This window comes from Burkholderia cepacia (assembly GCF_029962485.1).
Lineage (GTDB): Bacteria > Pseudomonadota > Gammaproteobacteria > Burkholderiales > Burkholderiaceae > Burkholderia.
The window spans coordinates 1,717,440-1,736,935 of the sequence record NZ_CP073638.1 but is presented as its reverse complement, the minus strand read 5'-3'; the positions used below and the strand labels follow the sequence as shown (position 1 = coordinate 1,736,935).

16 protein-coding genes are annotated in these 19,496 nt (G+C 69.3%); 11 read left to right on the top strand and 5 right to left on the bottom strand.

The annotated features are described in order from the left end of the window. Positions 1-14: 14 nt before the first annotated feature. Positions 15-1,412, bottom strand: a complete 1,398-nt coding sequence (locus KEC55_RS24100) for a spinster family MFS transporter (protein ID WP_176046242.1) — start codon at positions 1,410-1,412, stop codon at positions 15-17. Between the two features lie 410 nt (positions 1,413-1,822). On the opposite strand from KEC55_RS24100, the gene KEC55_RS24095 reads away from it, so the two are divergent. Continuing rightward, complete coding sequence (locus tag KEC55_RS24095; protein WP_282507652.1) at positions 1,823-2,941, top strand: porin; 1,119 nt, start codon at positions 1,823-1,825, stop codon at positions 2,939-2,941. 44 nt (positions 2,942-2,985) lie between these two features. Here the strand turns inward: KEC55_RS24095 and KEC55_RS24090 are convergent, their stop codons facing one another. Next, positions 2,986-4,023, bottom strand: coding sequence for a LysR family transcriptional regulator (locus tag KEC55_RS24090; RefSeq protein ID WP_282507651.1), 1,038 nt, complete (start codon positions 4,021-4,023; stop codon positions 2,986-2,988). After that, entirely contained in the window at positions 4,020-4,988 is a 969-nt protein-coding gene (locus tag KEC55_RS24085) for an AraC family transcriptional regulator (RefSeq protein WP_282507650.1), read from the bottom strand. The genes KEC55_RS24090 and KEC55_RS24085 overlap by 4 nt, the downstream gene beginning before the upstream one ends. A 149-nt stretch (positions 4,989-5,137) precedes the next feature. On the opposite strand from KEC55_RS24085, the gene KEC55_RS24080 reads away from it, so the two are divergent. After that, the gene (locus KEC55_RS24080; protein WP_282507649.1) at positions 5,138-6,244 is read left to right on the top strand and encodes an NAD/NADP-dependent octopine/nopaline dehydrogenase family protein; all 1,107 of its coding nucleotides are present in this window, start codon (positions 5,138-5,140) and stop codon (positions 6,242-6,244) included. After that, positions 6,241-7,251 (top strand): 3-hydroxybutyryl-CoA dehydrogenase, encoded by a 1,011-nt coding sequence (locus KEC55_RS24075; RefSeq protein WP_282507648.1) that lies wholly within the window; start codon positions 6,241-6,243, stop codon positions 7,249-7,251. Before KEC55_RS24080 ends, KEC55_RS24075 begins: the two co-directional genes overlap by 4 nt. Before the next feature lie 11 nt (positions 7,252-7,262). On the opposite strand, the gene KEC55_RS24070 is transcribed toward KEC55_RS24075, so the two are convergent. Beyond that, on the bottom strand, positions 7,263-8,600 hold the full coding sequence (locus KEC55_RS24070; RefSeq protein WP_282507647.1) for an MFS transporter: 1,338 nt from the start codon (positions 8,598-8,600) through the stop codon (positions 7,263-7,265). A gap of 139 nt (positions 8,601-8,739) precedes the next feature. Further along, positions 8,740-9,630, bottom strand: a complete 891-nt coding sequence (locus tag KEC55_RS24065; protein ID WP_282507646.1) for a LysR family transcriptional regulator — start codon at positions 9,628-9,630, stop codon at positions 8,740-8,742. Positions 9,631-9,732: 102 nt separating this feature from the next. On the opposite strand from KEC55_RS24065, the gene KEC55_RS24060 reads away from it, so the two are divergent. From KEC55_RS24060 to KEC55_RS24025, 8 genes are all read left to right on the top strand, one after another. Continuing rightward, entirely contained in the window at positions 9,733-11,286 is a 1,554-nt protein-coding gene (locus KEC55_RS24060) for an AMP-binding protein (protein ID WP_282507645.1), read from the top strand. A gap of 11 nt (positions 11,287-11,297) precedes the next feature. Beyond that, positions 11,298-12,485 (top strand): acyl-CoA dehydrogenase family protein, encoded by a 1,188-nt coding sequence (locus KEC55_RS24055; RefSeq protein WP_282507644.1) that lies wholly within the window; start codon positions 11,298-11,300, stop codon positions 12,483-12,485. After that, positions 12,482-13,645 (top strand): CaiB/BaiF CoA transferase family protein, encoded by a 1,164-nt coding sequence (locus tag KEC55_RS24050; RefSeq protein ID WP_282507643.1) that lies wholly within the window; start codon positions 12,482-12,484, stop codon positions 13,643-13,645. Before KEC55_RS24055 ends, KEC55_RS24050 begins: the two co-directional genes overlap by 4 nt. Before the next feature lie 44 nt (positions 13,646-13,689). Next, the gene (locus KEC55_RS24045; RefSeq protein ID WP_282507642.1) at positions 13,690-14,988 is read left to right on the top strand and encodes an MFS transporter; all 1,299 of its coding nucleotides are present in this window, start codon (positions 13,690-13,692) and stop codon (positions 14,986-14,988) included. A 123-nt stretch (positions 14,989-15,111) separates the two neighbouring features. After that, positions 15,112-16,170, top strand: coding sequence for a porin (locus KEC55_RS24040; RefSeq protein ID WP_282507641.1), 1,059 nt, complete (start codon positions 15,112-15,114; stop codon positions 16,168-16,170). A gap of 40 nt (positions 16,171-16,210) precedes the next feature. After that, complete coding sequence (locus KEC55_RS24035) at positions 16,211-16,606, top strand: BON domain-containing protein (RefSeq protein WP_282507640.1); 396 nt, start codon at positions 16,211-16,213, stop codon at positions 16,604-16,606. 48 nt (positions 16,607-16,654) lie between these two features. After that, the gene (locus tag KEC55_RS24030) at positions 16,655-17,995 is read left to right on the top strand and encodes a serine hydrolase domain-containing protein (protein WP_282507639.1); all 1,341 of its coding nucleotides are present in this window, start codon (positions 16,655-16,657) and stop codon (positions 17,993-17,995) included. Positions 17,996-18,350: 355 nt separating this feature from the next. Continuing rightward, on the top strand, positions 18,351-19,475 hold the full coding sequence (locus KEC55_RS24025) for a porin (RefSeq protein WP_415877940.1): 1,125 nt from the start codon (positions 18,351-18,353) through the stop codon (positions 19,473-19,475). Positions 19,476-19,496: the final 21 nt, after the last annotated feature.

The window sequence follows — 19,496 nt, the reverse complement described above, 5'->3', positions numbered from 1 at the left end:
TGGCGCAAGTGTGCTCAGCGCGCGGCGATCGCGTCGCCCGCATCGGCTGCCAGCGGTGCCGCTGCCGATGCGTGACCGCGTTCGCGATCGAGGCTGCGGCGGTAGTGCCGGCAGCCGGCGGCGAGCAGCAGCGCGGCGAGCGTGGCTGCCGCGACGTTGACGATCGACATCGAATGGCCGACCGCGGCCGGTGCGCCGAATACGCGGTCGGTGAACAGTGCGACGACGGTCGTGCCGATCCCGAGCGCGATCAGGTTCGACACGAGCAGGAACAGCGCGGAGATCTGCGCGCGCATCTGGTTCGGCGCGAGCGTCTGCATCGCGGCGGTCGACGTCGGCATCGGGAACGACGCGAAGAACATCGCGACCACGAGCATCGCGAGCGACGCGGGCAGCGAGTCGAGCTGCGTGAACAGCGTCGCGGGAATCACCATGCAGGCGGCGCCGATCGCGCCGGCGCGCATCGGTGCATCGGCACGGCCGCGTCGCAGCAGCCAGTCGTTGAGCCAGCCGCCGCAGAACACGCCGGCCGTATTCGCGACCAGCAGCACGATGCCGAGCGTGTAGCCGGCTTCGACGGCCGTCATCCCGAAGCGTCGGATATAGAACGCGGGCGTCCAGCTCAGCAGGCAGTACAGCGTCATCGCGTAGAACGAGAAGCCGAGGTAGTGGCACGAGAAGGTCGCGCGATGCGTGCCGACGAAGCGCAGCGAATCGCGCATCGACACGCGCCGCACGGCGCCCGAGCGATCCTGTGCGAGCCCCTTGCGCTGCGGGTCGCGCACGGTCGCGGCGAACAGCAGTGCAACGAGAATCCCCGGCAGCCCGACGATCAGGAACGTAACCTGCCACGCATGCACCTGCCCGACGACCGGCAGAGTGAACGCGCTCGCATGCTTGAGCAGCGCGATCACGTAGCCGCCGATCAGGAAGGCGACGCCGCCGCCGATGAACGAGCCGAGCGAATACACGGCGATCGCGCGCCCGAGCTTCTCCTTCGGGAAGTAGTCGGCGAGCATCGAATACGCGCCGGGCGACAGCGCGGCTTCGCCGACGCCCACGCCCATCCGCGCGATGAACATCTGCACGAAATGCTGGCTGAGCCCGCATGCGGCCGTCGCGACGCTCCACAGCGCGATGCCGATCGAGATGATGCGCGGGCGCGCATAGCGGTCGGCGAGATACGCGACCGGCAGCCCCATCACCGCGTAGAACAGCGAGAACGCGAAGCCGTTGAGCAGGCTGAACTGCGTGTCGGACAGGTGCAGGTCGCGCTTGATCGGCTCGATCATCAGCACGAGGACCTGGCGGTCGACGAACGAAAAGACGTACGCGAGCATGCAGATGACGACGACATACCATTCGTACGTATAGCGCTTGCCGTCGGCAGCGCGGGCCGTGGATGCGGACATGCGGATTCTCCAGGAGCGGGCGGTGGAAAAGCGCGGCAGCGGCCTTGCGGGCCGGGCGCCGTCGCGGCGCGAAAGCGTGCGGGTGACACGATCGGAGACGCAGCGTAGTCGGCCAAATTCGGCCGCCATAGCCGGAGTGACAGCGGCGCCACACGGACATTTACCGACCCGGATAAAGAAAACACCGAGGCCGTGCGCACGGGCGGCCGCGCAGCGCGCGTGCGGCGGGGCGCGCGCCCATCATGCGGCGCATCTATAAGCGTTATAGAGCGCATTGCGTCGACGTCCGAAATTGTCGTTCCTAGACTCGGCCCGTTTTTGATCGGCAGCGTTGGCCGCTTGCGGCGAACGCGCATCACACCACGCGGCGCGACGCCGACCGGCGCCGGCATTTCTACGGGACGACGAAGATGAACCAACCGAACGGGCGGGCCGACCGGCTTGCCGTACCGCTTGCCGCGCTGCTCGCCTGCATTGCGCTGCCGGCCGCCGCGCAATCGAGCGTGACGCTCTATGGGCGCATCGACACCGCGATCGAATACGCGAACGCCGGGCCGAACCACGTGACGCGCATGGGCAGCGGCAACCTGTGGGCGTCGCAATGGGGGCTGAAGGGCGTAGAGGATCTCGGCGGCGGCTACGCGACGATCTTCAAGCTTGAGGACGGCTTCAACGCGGGCAGCGGTGCGCTGTCGAACAGCAGCGCGCTGTTCGGCCGCGAAGCGTGGGTCGGCATCACGGGGCCGTTCGGCGGCGTGCAGTTCGGCGAGCTTTACACGATCCTGCATACGACGCTCGTCACGTACAGCCTGCCCGGCCTCGGCGCGGGGCTCGCATGGGGCAACGCGACCAACAACTTCGTCGGGCCCGCGTTCCTGCGCGTGCGCAATTCGATGCGCTACACGTCGCCGCGCTACGCGGGCTTCCTGCTGCGCGCGATGGCCGCGCGCGGCACCAACGGTGCGGCCGGGCAGCCGGCGACGCTCGGCGATACGTACGGCGCGGGCGTCAACTACGTGCACGGCGGCCTGTCGGTCGACGTCGACTACATGCAGCAGAAGTTCAGCCCGGTAGCGGCGGCCACGCTCGGCGACACGAGCCCGGCCGCGAACGGCAACTACACGCTCGGCGCGGTTTCGTACGACTTCAACGTCGTGAAGGTCGCCGCGCTGTACATGCGCCATCGCGGCGGCCCCGACGTCGCGACCGCGATCGACAGCCAGAGCGCGTATCCGCACAGCGACATCATGGAACTGAGCGCGACGGTGCCGATCGGGCGCGCGTCGCTGCTGTTGAGCGTCGGCCATTACCGGAAGGTCGCTGACAGCGAAGGCAACGCGGATTCGTACGGCATCCGCTTCGACTATCCGCTGTCGAAGCGCACGGTGCTGTACACGGGCGCCGCGATGGTGCGCAATGGCGCGCATGCGCGCTTCGTCGTCAACGGCGCGGCGGGCGGCGGCGTCGCGGTCGCGAAGCCGGGCGCGACCGCGAGCTCGATCGTCGCGGGCATCCTCACGTCGTTCTGAGCGTGCCGGCGGGCACGCGTCCGTGCGCGGGCCCGCGTGCGCCGCTACGCGCAGGCGGGCGGCTGCGGCGCGAGCCATGTGTCGAACGGCGCCTGCTGCCCGATATTGAACAGTTCGAGCAGCAACGCGCGCAGCCAGCGATGGCCAGGGTCCGCGTCGAAGCGCCGGTGCCAGTATGCATTGACGGCCCATTCGCCGGCGCCCGCAATCTCGTACAGCACGCACGGCTGTCGCGCGGCGAACGTGATCGCGATCGTCTCCGGCAGGATCAGCGCGTAGTCGCCGTCCTGCAGCAGCGCGGGCACCACCATGAAATCGGGCAGTGCCGCGCGCACGCGCGGCATCAGCGCGTGCCGCTCGAGCAGTTGCATCGACTGCGGATGCGACGTGACCGCGACGAAGCGCAGCGCGTCGGGCGCCGTACCGTCGAGCACGAAATCGTCGGGCAACCCGACGCGCTGCGCGGTGCGGCGCGGCATCAGCAGCACGCAGCGCTCGTGCAGCAGCGCGGTGCGCTGGAAGTGGCTCGACGCATCGGCGAAATGCCCGAGCGCGAAATCGATGCGCCCCGATTCGAGCGCGACGTTGAGTTGGCATTCGTCGACGTGCAACGTCTCGATCACCGCACCCGGCGCGCGCCGGTCGAACGCGGCGAGCAGCGTCGGCAGGAATGCGCTCGCCGCGAAATCGCTCATGTGCAGGCGGAACACGCGCTGCGTGCTGTCGGGCGTGAAGCGCGACCCTTCGTCGAGCACGTCCTGCAGGATCGCGAGCGCCTTGTCGACCGAGATCGCGAGCCGCTGTGCGCGCGGCGTCGGCTCGACGCCGGTGCCGGTACGCACGAACAGCGCGTCGCGGAACATCAGCCGCAACCGGCCGAGCGCATAGCTGACCGACGGCTGTGTGACGCCGAGCCGCAGCGCCGCGCGGCCGACGTGCCGCTCCTCGTAGACCGCGCGAAACGTCTTCAGCAAGTTGAGATCGAGATCCTGCACGCGCAGGCCGTCGAGCGAGTCGGCATCGTGAGCGGAAGGGTCGGGGCGGGCCGGCGTCGCCGGGCGGCCGGGAGCGGGGTGCGTCATCGTGGTTGCCTCGCGGTGACGGAAGGCGCGTGGCCGTAACGCCGCGCATACGCCTTCGCGAAATGGCCGAAGCCATGGATGCCGTGCGCGATCAACACGTCGGTCACGCTGCGTGCGTCGCCACGTTGCAGCGCCGCGTGCACGGCCGCAAGCCGGCGCTCGCGAACGTACGCGGCCGGCGTGGTGTGCAGGAACGTGCGGAACGCGTGCTGCAGCGTGCGCGGGGCGACACCCGCGACGGCCGCCAGGGCGGCCAGCGAGAGCGATTCGCCGAGATGCGCGTCGACGTGGTTGCATGCGCGGCGCACATGCGCCGGCAACGGCGGCGTGCCGCGCGCGAGCGTGTCGCTGTACGAGTGCGGCAGGTGCGTGAGCAGCAGCGACATCAGCCACGCGGTGAGGTCCGCGCCGAACACGGGCGACGCGGTGCCGATGCCCGGCTGCACGCCGAGCCGGCACAGGTATTCGAAGGTCGGCAGTACGAGCGCGGCGCCCGTGCCGCCGCTTGCGAGTTCGAATTGCAGCGGCCGTGTGAGCGTTGCCTGCAGCAGGTCCTGCAGCTTGCGTTCGAGTGCGCCGCGTTCGAGGCGCAGCACGAGGTTGCGGCAATCGGGGCTCGTGCGCAGGCGGCTGGCGAGCGCGGGCGACGACACTGTCAGCTCGCCGGGCCCCGCGCGTGCGGCGATGCTGCCGGCCTGCAGCTCGCACGTGCCGGCGAGCGTGAGCCTGAACAGGAAGTGATCGGCGTCGTCGCCGAAATCGATACGCGTTTCGCGGCCGTAGCAGAGTTCGAGCAGTGCGCCGTGATGCAGCGGCACTTCATACAGCTCCGCATGAAACGGATCGCGGCCGTACGCGGCCATCCGGTGCGGCCCGAGCCGGTGCGCGACCGCGCGCTCGACTTCGTCGGGCGCCTGCAGCGTGCCGAGCCGGTTCGGCGCATGGCGGGAAAGGGCGATGTCCATCGATAGACCTCGTAACGGATGCAGGGGCGTGGCGGCATGCGCGTCGCCGCGATTGCGTTGCGCGAATGGGTGTGTCGTTGCGCGTTTTGAAGCGACGCGGCGAAGTCGGCCGCGTAGTCTCGGAAGCACTCAATCACCGGGAGAAAACGATGAAGGCATGTGTTCTGGGCGGCGGCCACGGCTGCCATGCGGCGGCGATCGACCTGCTCGAGAAAGGCCACGACGTGACGTGGTGGCGGCGTGACCGCGAGCCGCACGCGCGGCTGCGCGAGCTTGGTGTGCTGAACGTGACCGACTATCGCGGCAAGCGGACGGTGCCGCTTGGCGATGCGCCCGGCGCGATCCGCCTGACGGACGATCTGGCGGCCGCGCTGCGCGGCACGCAGCTCGTCGTGGTGCCGCTGCCGTCCACGTCGCACGACGCGCTCGCCGCGCAGGTCGCCCCGCTGCTGGAGGACGGTCAGGTCGTCTTCCTGCCGCCCGGCACGTTCGGCAGCTTCGTGTTCGCGCGTGCGGCGGCCGATGCCGGCAACCGTTCGCGCGTCGCATTCGCCGAAACGGGCACGCTGCCGTATCTTGTGCGCAAGCATGGCGACAACGATGTCGTGATCAGCGCATACGCGACACGCCTGCCGACCGGCGTGTTTCCGGCGAATGCGGCCGGCTGGGCGTTCGACGTGTTGCGCGCCGGCTATCCGTCGGTCGAGCCGGTCGAGGACGCATTGTCCGGCGCGCTGATGAACGCGGGCCCCGTAATTCATCCGCCGCTGATCCTGATGAATGCCGGGCCGCTCGAACACTTCGATGCGTGGGACATCCACAACGAAGGCACGCAGCCGTCGATCCGCCGCGTGACGAACGCGCTCGACGCCGAACGCATCGCGGTGCGCGAAGCGCTCGGTTACCACGCGCCGCATTTCCCGCTCGCCGATCACTACGCGACCGAGGGCGACGAATGGATGTACGGGCGCGGCGCGCACGGCAAGCTGACCGATAGCGGCGACTGGCGCGAGAAGATCGATCTGCGCACGCATCGCTACATGCTCGAAGACACCCGGCTCGGGCTGTCGTTCGTCGTGTCGTGCGGGCGCTGGGCCGGTGTGCCGACGCCGGTCGCGCAGGGGCTGCTGAGCATCGCGAGCGCGGTCGCGGTGCGCGACCTGTACGCGGAAGGCCGCACGCTGGAGCGGCTCGGGCTTGCCGCATTGTCGAAGGACGCGCTGCGCGCGCTGCTCGACGTGGGGTACACGGCATGAAGGCGGCCGCCGATGTGACGCGCATTCACGTGCTCGGCGCGGGACGCATGGGGCAGGGGATCGCACTCGTGTTCGCGTTCGCGGGGCTCGACGTGACGCTGGTCGACTTCAAGCGGCGCGATGCGGCCGGCTGGCAGGCATTCGAAGCGCGCACGCGCGACGAGATCGTGCGGCCGCTGCACGCGCAGGTCGCGCTCGGCCGCATCGATGCCGCTCAGGCCGATGCCGTCGTCGCGCGCATCGTGCTCGTCTCGCGTGACGGCGTGGCGGACGCGGTGCGCCACGCCGATATCGTGTTCGAAGCGCTGCCCGAAGTGCTGGACGCGAAGGCCGACGCACTGCGCTGGCTCGGCGAACACGTCGATACCCATGCCACGATCGCGTCGACCACGTCGACGTTCGTCGTCACCGAGTTGCAGCGCCATGTTGCGCACCCGGGGCGGATGCTGAACGCGCACTGGCTGAATCCCGCGCTGCTGATGCCGCTCGTCGAGATCAGCCGCAGCGACGCGACCGATCAAGCCGTCGTCGACATGCTTGCCGCACTGCTCGAACGCGTCGGCAAGAAGCCGGTGATTTGCGGGCCGGCGCCCGGCTATATCGTGCCGCGCATCCAGGCGCTCGCGATGAACGAAGCCGCGCGGATGGTCGAGGAAGGCGTGGCAAGCGCCGAGGACATCGACACGGCGATCCGCACGGGTTTCGGGCCGCGCTTCGCGGTGCTCGGGCTGCTTGAATTCATCGACTGGGGCGGCTGCGACATCCTGTACTACGCGTCGACGTACCTGGCCGGCGAGATCGGCCCGCGCTTCGCACCGGCCGCGAGCGTCGTGCGGAACATGGAAGCCGGGCGCGACGGCGTGCGTACGGGCGCCGGCTTCCACGACTATGCGGAGGTCGACGTGCCCGCGTACATGCGGCAGCGGCTCGGCGAATTCGCGCGGCTGCTCGATCACCTGGGGCTGGCGCCGGCGTTCGACAGCGCGCGGCGCGACGCCGGGCGCTGACCGTCGCGCGGTCATGCGGCGTCGCCGCGCGAACCGTCGGCGTGCGTGGTGCGCGTCTCGCGCATCACGCACAATGTTGCGACGGTCACGAGGCCGAGCGCGACGAGAAACAGCGAGACGGGCCACGACGCGTGATAGCGCGCGAGCAGCGCGGTTGCAATCAGCGGCGACATCCCGCCCGCGAAGATCGACGCGACTTCATGCCCGAGCGCGACGCCCGAGTAACGCACCTCGGTGCTGAACAGCTCGCCGACGAGCGCGGGCAGCGTGCCGATCATCGCGCCGTGGCTCACGGCCGTGCCGATCGTCAACGCGAGCCAGACGAGCGGCGTCACGCGCGTGTCGAGCAGCCAGAAGAACGGGAACGCGCACGCGACGAGGCTCAGCGCGCCGATCAGGTACACGGGCTTGCGGCCGATCCGGTCGGACAGCCGGCCCCACGCAAGCATCGCACCCATCTCGACGATCATCGCGATCATCACGCCGGTCAGCATCACGCCGTTCGGGATGCCGACGTATTTGCCGTAGACGAGCGAGAACGCGAGGAAGATGTATGCGCCGCCGTTCTCGGCCACGCGCAGCCCCATCGCGAGCAGGATTTCCTTCGGATGACGGCGGATGCACTCGACGATCGGCAGATGCGTGTGCGCGCCGCGCTTGCCGGCCTGCTCGAAGTCACGGCTTTCCGGCAGATGGCGGCGGATGTAGATGCCGATCGCGAAGATGGCGATGCTCGCGAGGAACGGCAGCCGCCAGCCCCACGTGCGGAACATGTCGTCCGGCAGCGCCTGCGCGGCGAGAAACGCGGCCGACGACAGCACGAAGCCGCCGCCCACGCCGAGCTGGCTCCACGCCGCGTAGTAGCCGCGCTGCTCGGGCGGCGCGTTTTCGCTGATCATCAGCACGCCGCCGCCCCATTCGCCTCCGGACGCGACGCCTTGCAGCAGCCGCAGCACGACGAGCGCCGCCGGCGCCCACAGGCCGACCTGCGCATAGGTCGGCAGCAGGCCGATCGCGAAGGTCGACGCGCCCATGATCAGCAGCGTCCACACGAGCGACGCCTTGCGACCGTAGCGATCGCCGACGTGGCCGAACACGATCCCGCCGAGCGGCCGCGCGACGAAACCGAGCGCGAACGCCGCGAACGCGGCGAGGCTGCCGGCGAGCGGCGATGCGCCGGGCGGAAAGAATACGTGACCGAACACGAGCGCCGCGGCCGTGCCGTACACGAAAAAGTCGTACCACTCCATCGCGTTGCCGGCGACGGAGGCGATGACGATCCGGCGCAGTTGCCGGTCGGCGAGCGGCCGGGCGGCGCTCGGGGATTGCACGGTGTCGGTCGGGTACATGGCGGACTCTGAAGGGGGGAGGCGGGCGCGTGCCGTCTTGTGCAGCACTGCGGGCTAGTGTTGTCGGCACCGTGCCCCCGGTCAAATCCGCAGAAAAAGGGGAGGGTCATCACTCCCGCAAATGATGGTCCGCGTGCCGCTACGCGACGTTCTCCTGCAGCAGCGCGATCATCCGCTGCGCCAGCGGCGGCACGTACGCGCCCGCGCGGTGCATCGCGCCGATGCGGCGGTCCAGTTCGAGCTCGCCGGCCTTCAGGTCGAGCGCACGCAGTCCGGCCACCTGGTCGAGCGCATCGGCGCCGCCGACGCACAGCAGCGATGTGCCGTGCAGCAGCTGCAACAGCGACGTGTTGCCGAAATCCATCTCGATGCGCAGGCGCGGCGCCGGCAGCCCGCGCGCGCGGAACGCGTCGTCGATCCGGTGTCGCACCGGGATCGTGGTTTCCGGCAGCAGCCATTCCTGGTCGGCGAGATCCGCGAGCGTGAGCGCGCGCTTGCGCTGCAGCGGGTGGGCGGCGTCGGCCAGCACCGTCAGGCGGTCGTCGAGCAACGCGATGGTGTCGAGTGCGGCGTCCGGTTGCTGCGGTTCGGGCGCGATCACGAGGTCGAGTTCGCCGGCCGCGAGCAGGTCGAGCAGTTCGCGCGCGAGCCGGCAGCGCAGCCGCAGCCGCGCGGCCGGCCGTTCGCGGATCAGCTGCCGGCACGCGCCGAGCACGAACGCGTTGGGCACGGTCGGCGAGTAGCCGATCCGCACGATGCCCTGTTCGCCGCCGCGGATCGCGCGCATCTCCTGCATCGCATCGTCGAATTCGAGCGCGATCCGCTGCGCGCGGGCGACGAAGCGCGCGCCGGCCGGCGTCGGCGTCATCCCGTTCGCGGTGCGCTCGAACAGCGTCACGCCGACCTGCGCCTCCAGCCGCTGCACGGCCTTGGTCAGCGCGGGCTGCGACAACCCCAGCGCCTCGGCCGCCTTGCCGATGCTGCCGTGCCGCTCCACGGCCAGCAGGTACTCCAGATCGCGCGTATCCATCGATGGGATTCCTATTGGTTATGACTTTATATCTGGTGATGCATTGTGGTGATGCCTCGGCATCTTACAGACTGGCGGCACTGTTCGACCAGGAGATTCGTTTTGAGCTTCGCCTACTTCCTGCGGCGCGCTGCCCGCTACTGGGGCAGCCAGCCCGCCGTGATCCACCGCGACCGCGCCGTCACTTACCGTCAGCTCGACGAGCGTTCGACTCGACTCGCGAACGCGCTGCGCGGCCTCGGCTTCGCGCGCGGCGAGCGCATCGCCGTGCAGTCGCGCAACTGCATCGAGCTCGTCGAGATCGAATGCGCGCTGTACAAGGCTGGTCTCGTGAAGGCCGCGCTGAACCCGCGCTTCACGGCGGCCGAGGCTGCCGACGTCGTCGGCAACTGCACGCCCGTCGCGTTCATCGGCGGGCGCGGCTATACGGACTACACGCCCGATTCGCCGGGCTTCGGGGCGGTCGAGCGGTTCGTGTCGCTCGGCGGCGCGGTCGCCGGCTATCTCGACTATGAAACGCTGCTCGCGAAGGGCGGCGATACGCCGCCCGACTACACGCCGGCGGCCGACGATCTCGCGGTGCTGCACTTCTCGTCCGGCTCGACCGGGCGCATCAAGGCCGCGATGCAGAGCTATGGCAACCGGCTCGCGTCGCTGCGCAAGATCGTGCTCGGAATGGATCGCCCCGCGCAGCCCGGCGACCGGCTCGCGCTGATCGGGCCGATCACGCATGCGTCGGGGATGCTGATGCAGCCGTACCTGTTCTGCGGCGCGACGCTCGTGCTGTTCGACGCGTTCGAGCCCGCGCATTTCCTCGCCGAAGTCGCGCGCCAGCGCATCACGCACACGTTCATGGTGCCGGCGATGGTCAACATGCTGCTGAACGTGCCCGAGCTGGCACAGGCCGACCTGCGCAGCCTGAAGGTGCTCGGCTACGGCGCGGCGCCGATGGCGCCGGCGCGTATCGAGGAAGCGTGGGCGCGCATCGGCCCCGTGCTGTCGCAGGGCTATGGCGCGAGCGAATCGACGTCGGGCGTCACGCGGCTTGGCATCGCCGATCACGCGCATGCGCTGCTGTACGACCGCGAGCAGCTCGCGTCGTGCGGCCGGCCGCTCGGCGAGACCGAGGTGCGGGTGGTCGGCGCCGACGGGCGCGAAGTCGAAGGCGATGCGATCGGCGAGATCGTGATTCGTGGCGCGGACGTGTTCCAGGGCTACTGGAACGCGCCGGAGCTGACGCGCGAGGTGCTGGTCGACGGCTGGCTGTACACGGGCGACCTCGCGCGCACCGACCGCGAAGGCTTCATCTACCTGGTCGACCGCAAGCACGACATGATCATTTCGGGCGGCTTCAACGTGTATCCGACCGAAGTCGAAGCGGCGCTGTACCGGCATGACGACGTGCTCGAGGCGTGCGTCGTCGGCGTGCCCGACGACAAGTGGGGCGAGGCCGTGAAGGCCGTCGTCGTGCTGCGTTCGGGCCGCAGCGCGCAGGCGACCGATCTTGTTGCGCACTGCCGCGAGCGGCTCGCCGACTACAAGGCGCCGCGCTCCATCGATTTCGTCGCGGAGCTGCCGAAGAACGCGAGCGGCAAGATCGCCCGCAAGCTCGTGCGCGAGCCGTACTGGCGCGGTGTCACGCGCCGCGTCAACTGAAGGAGCCCGCCATGTTCGATCATCTGCAACGCCCCGAATTCGTCGCGCTGCGCGCGGCCGTGCTGCGCTTCGTCGACGACGAACTGCGCCCGATCGAGCGCGAGCTGCGGCTCGACTCGGAAGACGTCTGGCCGCGCGACGTGCTGCGTCGCGTGTGGCAACGTTCGGCCGCGCTCGGCTTCTACACCGCGAGCCTGCCCGTCGAGATCGGCGGCCAGGGGCTGTCGATCGCCGAGGTCTGCGCGCTGAAGGCCGACCTCGCCGCATGCGGCGCGGCGCTCGCGCCGCACGTGCTCGGCGAACTCGGCGGCCCGCCGCGCATCGGCAACATGCTGAAGTACGCGACGCCCGCGCAGCTCGAACGCTATTTCAAGCCGGTGATGCGCGGCGAGAAATCGACCTGCTTCGCGCTGACCGAGCCGCACTCGGGCTCGGACGCGATGAGCATCCGCACGACGGCGGTCGAGGATGGCGATTCGCTCGTCATCAACGGCACGAAGCATTACATCAGCGGCGCGCCGTTCGCCGATTTCGCGATCGTGATGTGCGTGACCGATGCGACCGCGACGCCGCCGCAGATCACGGCCGTGCTCGTCGATCTCGACCTGCCGGGCGTGAGCGTGGAGCACGAGTACGTGCCGATGTCCGGCCAGCACATCGACGCGGACATCCGCTTCGTCGACGTGCGCGTGCCGCGCGAGAACGTGTTCGGCGGGGTCGGCAACGGCTTCAAGCTCGGCATGTCGCGCATCAACGTGAACCGGCTGCTGCATTGCCCGACGATGCTTGGCCTCGCGATGTCCGCGTATCGCGCGTCGCTCGATCATGCGCGCACGCGCCGGCAGTTCGGCGGGCCGATCGCGCGCTTCCAGGCGATCCAGCACATGCTCGCCGACATGGCCGCCGCGCTGTGGGCGTGCGAAAGCATGATCGCGCACACGGCCGCGCTGGCCGACGCGGGAGCCGACCTGCGGATGACGGCATCGGCATGCAAGCTGTATGTGTCGGAGCGCTGCTTCGAAGTGGCGGACAAGGCTGTTCAGATCCACGGCAACGTCGGCGTGACGCGCGGCCACCCGGTCGAGCAGACGTTCCGCAAGCTGCGGATGTTCCGCATCCTGACCGGCACGAGCGAGATCCAGCGCAACGCGATCGCGAAAGCGATTCTCGAACCGGCCGGCGCGGGGCGCGAAGCATGACGGCGCGCGACGACACGGAACATGCCGCCGACCTGCACGACCCGTGGCCGGCAGGCGACGACCACGCGCCCGCCTGGTCGTGCCTGCGCGGCGTGCGGATCATCGATGCCGGCCAGTTGCTGCCCGGGCCGCATGCGTGCGCGCTGCTGCGCCAGCTCGGCGCCGACGTGATCAAGGTCGAGCCGCCGGGCGGCGACGCGCTGCGGCAGTTCGGCGCGGATACGTTCGCGCAGTTCAACCGCGGCAAGCGCTCGATCGTGCTCGACCTGAAAACGCCCGACGGCCGCGCGCGCTTTCTCGATCTCGTGCGCGATGCCGATGCGGTGGTCGAAGGCAACCGGCCGGGCGTGATGGCGCGGCTCGGGCTCGATTACGCCGCGCTGGCCGGCGTGAACCCGCGCATCGTGCTGTGTTCGATCACCGGCTACGGGCAGGAAGGCCCGTATGCGAACCGCCCCGGCCACGACCTGAACTTTCTTGCCGACGCCGGTTACTGGTCGGTGCCCGCGCAACTGCATGACGCCGTCGCGCGGCCGCGCGTGCGGCTGGCCGATCATGCGGCCGCCATGCATGCGGCGCTCGCGCTCGCCGTTGCCGTGATGAGCGCACGCGCGAACGGGGTCGGCCAGCATCTGGACGTGTCGATCCACGACGCGATGTTCGCGTGGACCGCACCGGCCGCGTGGGCACTGCGCACGGGCCGCGATACGCCCGACACCGCACGCTGGGTGATGCCCGACAACGACCTGTTCGAAACCGCCGACGGGCGGTACATCGTCCTCGCGACGTTCGAGGACAAGTTCTGGACCGCGTTCGCCGATGCGATCGGCGACGCGTATCCGGCGTTGCGCGACCCGCGCTACGCCCGGCGGGCAGGCCGGCAGCAGCATCGGCACGCACTCGGCGCGCTGCTGCGTACCACGTTCGCAACCCGCACGCTGGACGACTGGATGCACGTGCTCGGCGCGCTCGGTTTGCCCGTGTCGCGCGTGCCGGTGGCCGGCGAGGTGTTCGACGATCCGCACGTGCGTGCACGTGGTGTCGCGCGCGAGGTGGCGGCAGACCACACGCTCGCGGTGCGCTTCCCGGTGAAGTTCTCGCTCGGCTTGCCGGACGGCGATGACCGTGTGCCGGCGCCCGGCGAGCACGGCGGCGGGTAGCGCGACGCACCCGGCCGCCGACGATAACGAAACAGGAGACAGCCATGACGAATGGCGCGCAATACCGCCCCGGACGGGCGTGGTCCATCGCGACGATGCTCGCGCTGATGATGCTGGTGAATTTTCTCGACAAGGTCGTGCTCGGCCTCGTGTCGGTGCCGATGATGCGCGACCTGCATCTGAGCCCGACGCAGTTCGGCGTGATCGGCGGCAGCCTCAACTGGCTGTTCGCGGTCGCGGCCGTCGCGGGCGGCATCGCCGCGAACCGCTGGCCCGCGAAATGGCTGCTGTTCGCGATGGCGGCCGCGTGGGCGCTGCTGCAATTGCCGATGCTCGCCGCGAGCTCGATCTGGGTCGTCATCGCGTGCCGCGTGCTGCTCGGCATCGGCGAAGGGCCCGCGTCGCCGGTCGCGACGCACGCGATCTACAAGTGGTTTCCCGATACGCGGCGCAACCTCCCCGTTGCGCTGCTGCACCAGGGCAGCGCGCTCGGCCTGCTGATCGCGGGGCTCTCGATCCCGATCATCACGACGCACTGGGGCTGGCGCGCGAATTTCGCGGTACTGGCGCTGCTTGGGATGGTGTGGTGCATCGCGTGGGCCGTGGCCGGCGAGGAGGGCACGCTGTCGCGGGCGCCACGCACGGCCGGCGGCGACCGCGTGCCGTACGGGCGGCTGCTGACCGACCGCACGGTGCTCGGCAACTTCCTCGGCCATTTCGCGGCGAACTGGATTCTCGCGATGACGCTCACGTGGATGCCGACCTACCTGCAGCTCGGGCTCGGCTTCGGGCCGCACGAGGCCGGCCGGATGTTCGCATTGTTCGTCGCGGTCACGTCGCCGCTCAGCCTCGCACTGGCATGGCTGTCGCAAACCCTGCTCGCGCGCGGGATGCCGTCGCGGCACGGGCGCGGCACGTTCATCGCGGTCACGCTCGCGATCGCCGGCGCGATGCTGGCCCTGCTGCCGGTGCCGGAGATGCCGCGCGCGGCGAAGCTCGTGCTGCTGACGCTCGGCAGCGGGCTGACGCTGACGATGTACTCGATCGGCCCCGCGATGCTTGCCGAAGTGACGCCGGATGCGCAGCGCGGCGGCGTGCTCGCGCTCAGCAACGGCTTCGCATCGCTCGCGGGCCTCGGCGCGCCGGTCATTACCGGGATGCTGATCGAGGGGGCCGGCGCGTCGGTCGCGCATGGCTTCGAGCAGGCGAGCATCGTGTGCGGCGTCGTGCTGATCGCATGCGGCGTGCTCGGCGCCTGGTGCCTCGATCCGCAACGCTCGCTGCGGCGCCTCGCCGGTGACGCGGAACACGTCGCGTCGCCAGCTGGCGCGTGCGGCCGCTAGCGCCGCGTATCGCATCACATGGCATCACATCGCTTTCGGCGTGCGGCCCGCTTGCCGGGCGGCGGCGCCTTTCGACGGTAGCAGCACCACGATACGCCGCGCAACGACGCGGCAGGAGGAGACATGAAGAAGATGCTTGCAGCGGCGCTGGTCGGCGCGCTGTGCGGGAGTGCGCACGCGCAGTCGAGCGTGACGCTGTTCGGCCGGATCGGCGGCGGCGTGCGCTGGGTCAACGGGCTGCCGGGCGGCAGCCAGGTCGGCTTCAACAACAACATCATCGCGGGCAACGAGTTCGGCATTCGCGGCCGGGAGGATCTCGGCAACGGGGTGAAGGCGCTGTTCGTGCTCGACGGCGCATTCAGCAGCGGCACCGGTGCGCTGAAGACGTCCGGCACGCTGTTCTCGCAGGCCGCGTATGTCGGCCTCACGGGCGATTTCGGCCGCGTGACGTTCGGCCGCCAGTTCAACGTCGCGGAGGATCTCGGCATCGCGCTCGATCCGCTCGGCGGGCGCGGGCAGTCGCTCGCGGTCGAGCCGGGCGTGCTGTTCGACGGCAACTTCTTCACGCTCGATTCGCGCTTCAACAACACGATCAAGTATCTCGGACAGGTGGGCGGCCTGCGCTTCGGCGCGAACTATTCGCCCGGCGGCGTCGCGGGCAGCGTGCACGCGGGTACCAGCTATTCGACGGCCGCGATGTACACGTATTCGGACCTGATGGGCGGCGTGTCGTATGCGAAGACGTACAGCCCGGACGGCTCGCAATCCGCGCAGACGATCCAGGCGGGCGGCACGCTGCAGCTCGGCCGCGCGCGTTTCTACCTGAGCTATGCGTCGCTGAACGTGCGCGCGAACAAGGCCGGCGCACCGTCGCGGCGCGACGACATCCCGTCGTTCGGCGTCGTCGTGCAGCCGCTGCCGTCGGTGCAGCTGAGCGCGGCTGCGTTCTACGACCGTGCGCGCAATCTCGGCAACGTATCGGGTGCGGACGGCCACAAGCTGACGACCTACGCGATCGCCGAGTACTTCCTGTCGAAGCGCACCGAGCTGTATGTCGAAGTCGATCGCAACGGGATGACCGGCGCGTACATGCGTGACCCGGCGACGATCGCGGCATTGAACCTGCGGCGCGGGGCAAGTGCGACGACCGGCGTGTCGATCGGGCTGATGACGCAGTTCTGAGGTGTTCTTTTCAATGGCTTTCAAGGAGCGTGACACGATCATGCGTACTTCATTCCGACTTGTCGCGGCGCTGCTGACGGCAGCATGCTGGAGCATCACGGCCTGCGCGCAACCCGACGCCGCGAGCGCGGCGGTTCCGTCATCGGCGGCCCCGGTTGCGCGGGAATCGGCGCAAACGCCGGCATCGGCCAGCCTGTCGCCGGCGCAACGCAAGGCAGCCGACCGCAAGTTGAAGCGTCGCGTCAGCACGGCGCTGGCCCGTACGAAAAACCTGAACGTGACGCGCATCCTCGTGCGCGTGCGCGACGGGAGCGTGACGCTGTCCGGCTCGGTCATGGATACGACCCAGGTGAATCTCGCGGCGACGGTCGCGCGGGGCGTCGACGGCGTGACGTCGGTGTCGAACCTGTTGCGTATCGACGGCCAGCAGCCGTAATGTCCGGGCGTGCCGCCCATTCTCTTTTAACGACGAGGCACTCATTCGATGCGAATCCATCGACGCTTTACGGCTGACCGGCGTCCCCGCCGGCTCGCCGGCACCTTGATGCTGGCCGGCGGGCTCGCGCTCGCCGCGACCGCCGCACCCGCCACCGCGGCCGACGGCGCGACGCCGGCGGGCATGATGCAGGGCTTCCCGCCGCCGCCAGACCAGATCGTCAACAAGAAAAACGTGTTCACGCCGGCCAGCCTGCGCTGGGCGTTGAGCAACACGCGCTTGCTCGCGCCGACGGCCGGCATCCGGCACGCGGCCGCGCCGATGCCGCTCCCCGAGCAGCCGGCGCCTGGCCTCGACGCGCTGCCCGTGACGATCGGCGGCGAGACGCTGACGCTCGACGCGTATTTGCGCGCGACGCATACCGACGGCTTCATCGTGCTGCAGCGCGGCCGGATCGTCTACGAACGCTATTTCGACGGCTTCCGGCCCGACCAGACGCATGCCTGGGCGTCGATGACGAAATCGGTGACGGGGCTGCTGGCAGCACAGATGATCGAATCGGGCGTGCTCGACGCAGGCGCGCCGCTGTCGCGCACGGTGCCGGAACTCGCCGACACGCCGTTCGGCAGCGCGACGCTGCAGCAGAACCTCGACATGGAAGTGCCGACTGCCTATACGCCGGGCATTCCGCCCGATATCGGCCTGTTCGGCGCGGTCGGGCTGGTGCCGCGCCGCGAAGGCGCACCGGCCAGCATCGCTGACTTCCTGCTAACCGTGCGGCGCGTGCCGGATGTGGCGCCCGGCAGCGCATGGTTTTATCAGAACGGTTCGCCGGAAGCCGTCGCGTGGGCGATGCAGCGCGCGACGGGACAGTCGTGGAGCGCGCTGGTCGAGCATTGGCTGTGGCGCGATTTCGCGGAAGACGATGCGTACGTCGCGGTCGACCGCAATGCGATGGCGATGGCCAGCGGCGGGCTGTACACGACGCTGCGCGACGCCGCGCGCTTCGCGGAGCGCGTGCGCACGGGGCTCGGCGGCGCGCGTGGCACGCTGCCGGCCGCGACGGTTCGCGCTGCGTTGCAGCCGGCGCACAACGCGGCGCTGTTCGCGCAGGGCAACGTGATTCCCGGCAAGGACGGCTATGCGTATCGCGACTACTGGTATCAGGTGAACGACGGTGACGGCTCGTTCGCCGCGGCCGGGCGGTTCGGCCAGTCGATCCTCGTCGATCCGAAGACCGCGCTGACGATCGTCAAGTTCTCGTCGTCGCCGGACTTCGCGCCGCGTGCGCTCGATGCGCAGGGCCAGGCGACACGGCCGCGCGCGGCGCTCGAACGCGGCGATGCGCTGAGCGTGGTGGCGCGCGCGGTCGCGGAGAAGCTGCGGTAACACGCCCTCCGAAGGGCGCGCGGTACGTCGGCTATCAGGGAAAACCGTATAGCCGCGTCGCGCGTCGCCGTTTAGTCAGCTTGCTTACGCAAGCCATTCACGTCTGAGCAAAGCGCGCCGCGTCCAGCCGGCCTGCGTGCTTTCGTTTCCCTTGCGGGGTCGCGTGACCCCCGCTCATTTTCCCTTCATTGCCTCCCATTCGATTTTCAACTGCCGCCCAGTTGAACATTTCATTTCTTGATGCCGTTACGGCTGGATACCATCCAGCCACTGTCTAGACAAGCCGACCGGCGCGTATGGGCAGGATCAATAAAACACGACATCGATGAGCAGGTTTGGAGAGGAGATGATGGAGATGGTGCGATTGAAGGGTGGGAAGACGGGCGCCGCATTGGGCGCGGCGATCGCAATGCTGTTCGCCGGCGCCGCGCACGCGCAGTCGACGGTGACGCTGTACGGGATCGTCGATGCAGGCGTGACCTATACGAACAACACGACGGGCCATTCGCTGTGGCAGTTCACGGGCGGCAACGAGTCGGGCCCGCGCTGGGGCTTGATCGGCTCCGAGGATCTCGGCGGCGGCCTGAAGGCGAACTTCAAGCTCGAGAACGGCTTCAACGTCGCGAACGGCGCGCTCGGGCAGGGCGGCCGGATGTTCGGGCGGTCGGCGTGGGTCGGCCTGAGCGGCACGAACTGGGGTGCGGTGACACTCGGCCGCCAGTACAACTCGACGCAGGACATCCTCGGTTCGCTGCAGATGAGCAGCTTCCTCGCGCAGTACTCGACGCACCCGTTCGACAACGACGACATCAACAACACGTTCCGCACCAACAACGCGGTCAAGTACATCTCGCCGACGATCGCCGGCCTGCAGGCGAACCTGATGTACGGGTTCTCGAACTCGACGGGCTTCTCCAACGACAACACGTGGAGCGCGGGCGTCACGTACGTGAACGGGCCGCTCAACGCGGGCGCCGCCTATGCGCGCGTGAACCACCCGGCGAGCAGCGCGACGGGCGCCGTCGCGTCCGACAACTACTTCCCCGCGTCGGCCTCGGTGTTCGGCGCCGGCCTGTCGAGCGCGGTGCGCCAGCAGATCTGGGGCGCGGGCGGCAGCTACGCGATCGGGCAGGCGACGCTCGGCCTGTTGTACACGGGCTCGAACTTCGGGCAGGCGACGGGCGGCGCGCTGCGCTTCAACAACTACGAAGGCAGCCTGCGCTACCTGATCACACCCGCACTGATGGCCGCCGGCGGCTACACCTATACGAAGGTCGCGCGCGGCGGCGATAGCGGCCACTACCAGCAGGTGTCGGCCGGCGTGCAGTACCTGCTGTCCAAGCGTACCGACGTGTACGTGAACGGCTTCTACCAGAAGGCGTCGTCGTCGGTGGGCACTGCGTGGATCGAGGGCGCCAACGGCCCGTCGTCGACGACGTCGCAAGTGGCGGTGGTGGCCGGCATCCGCACGAAGTTCTGATGTCCTGACGCGTTTGCGCGT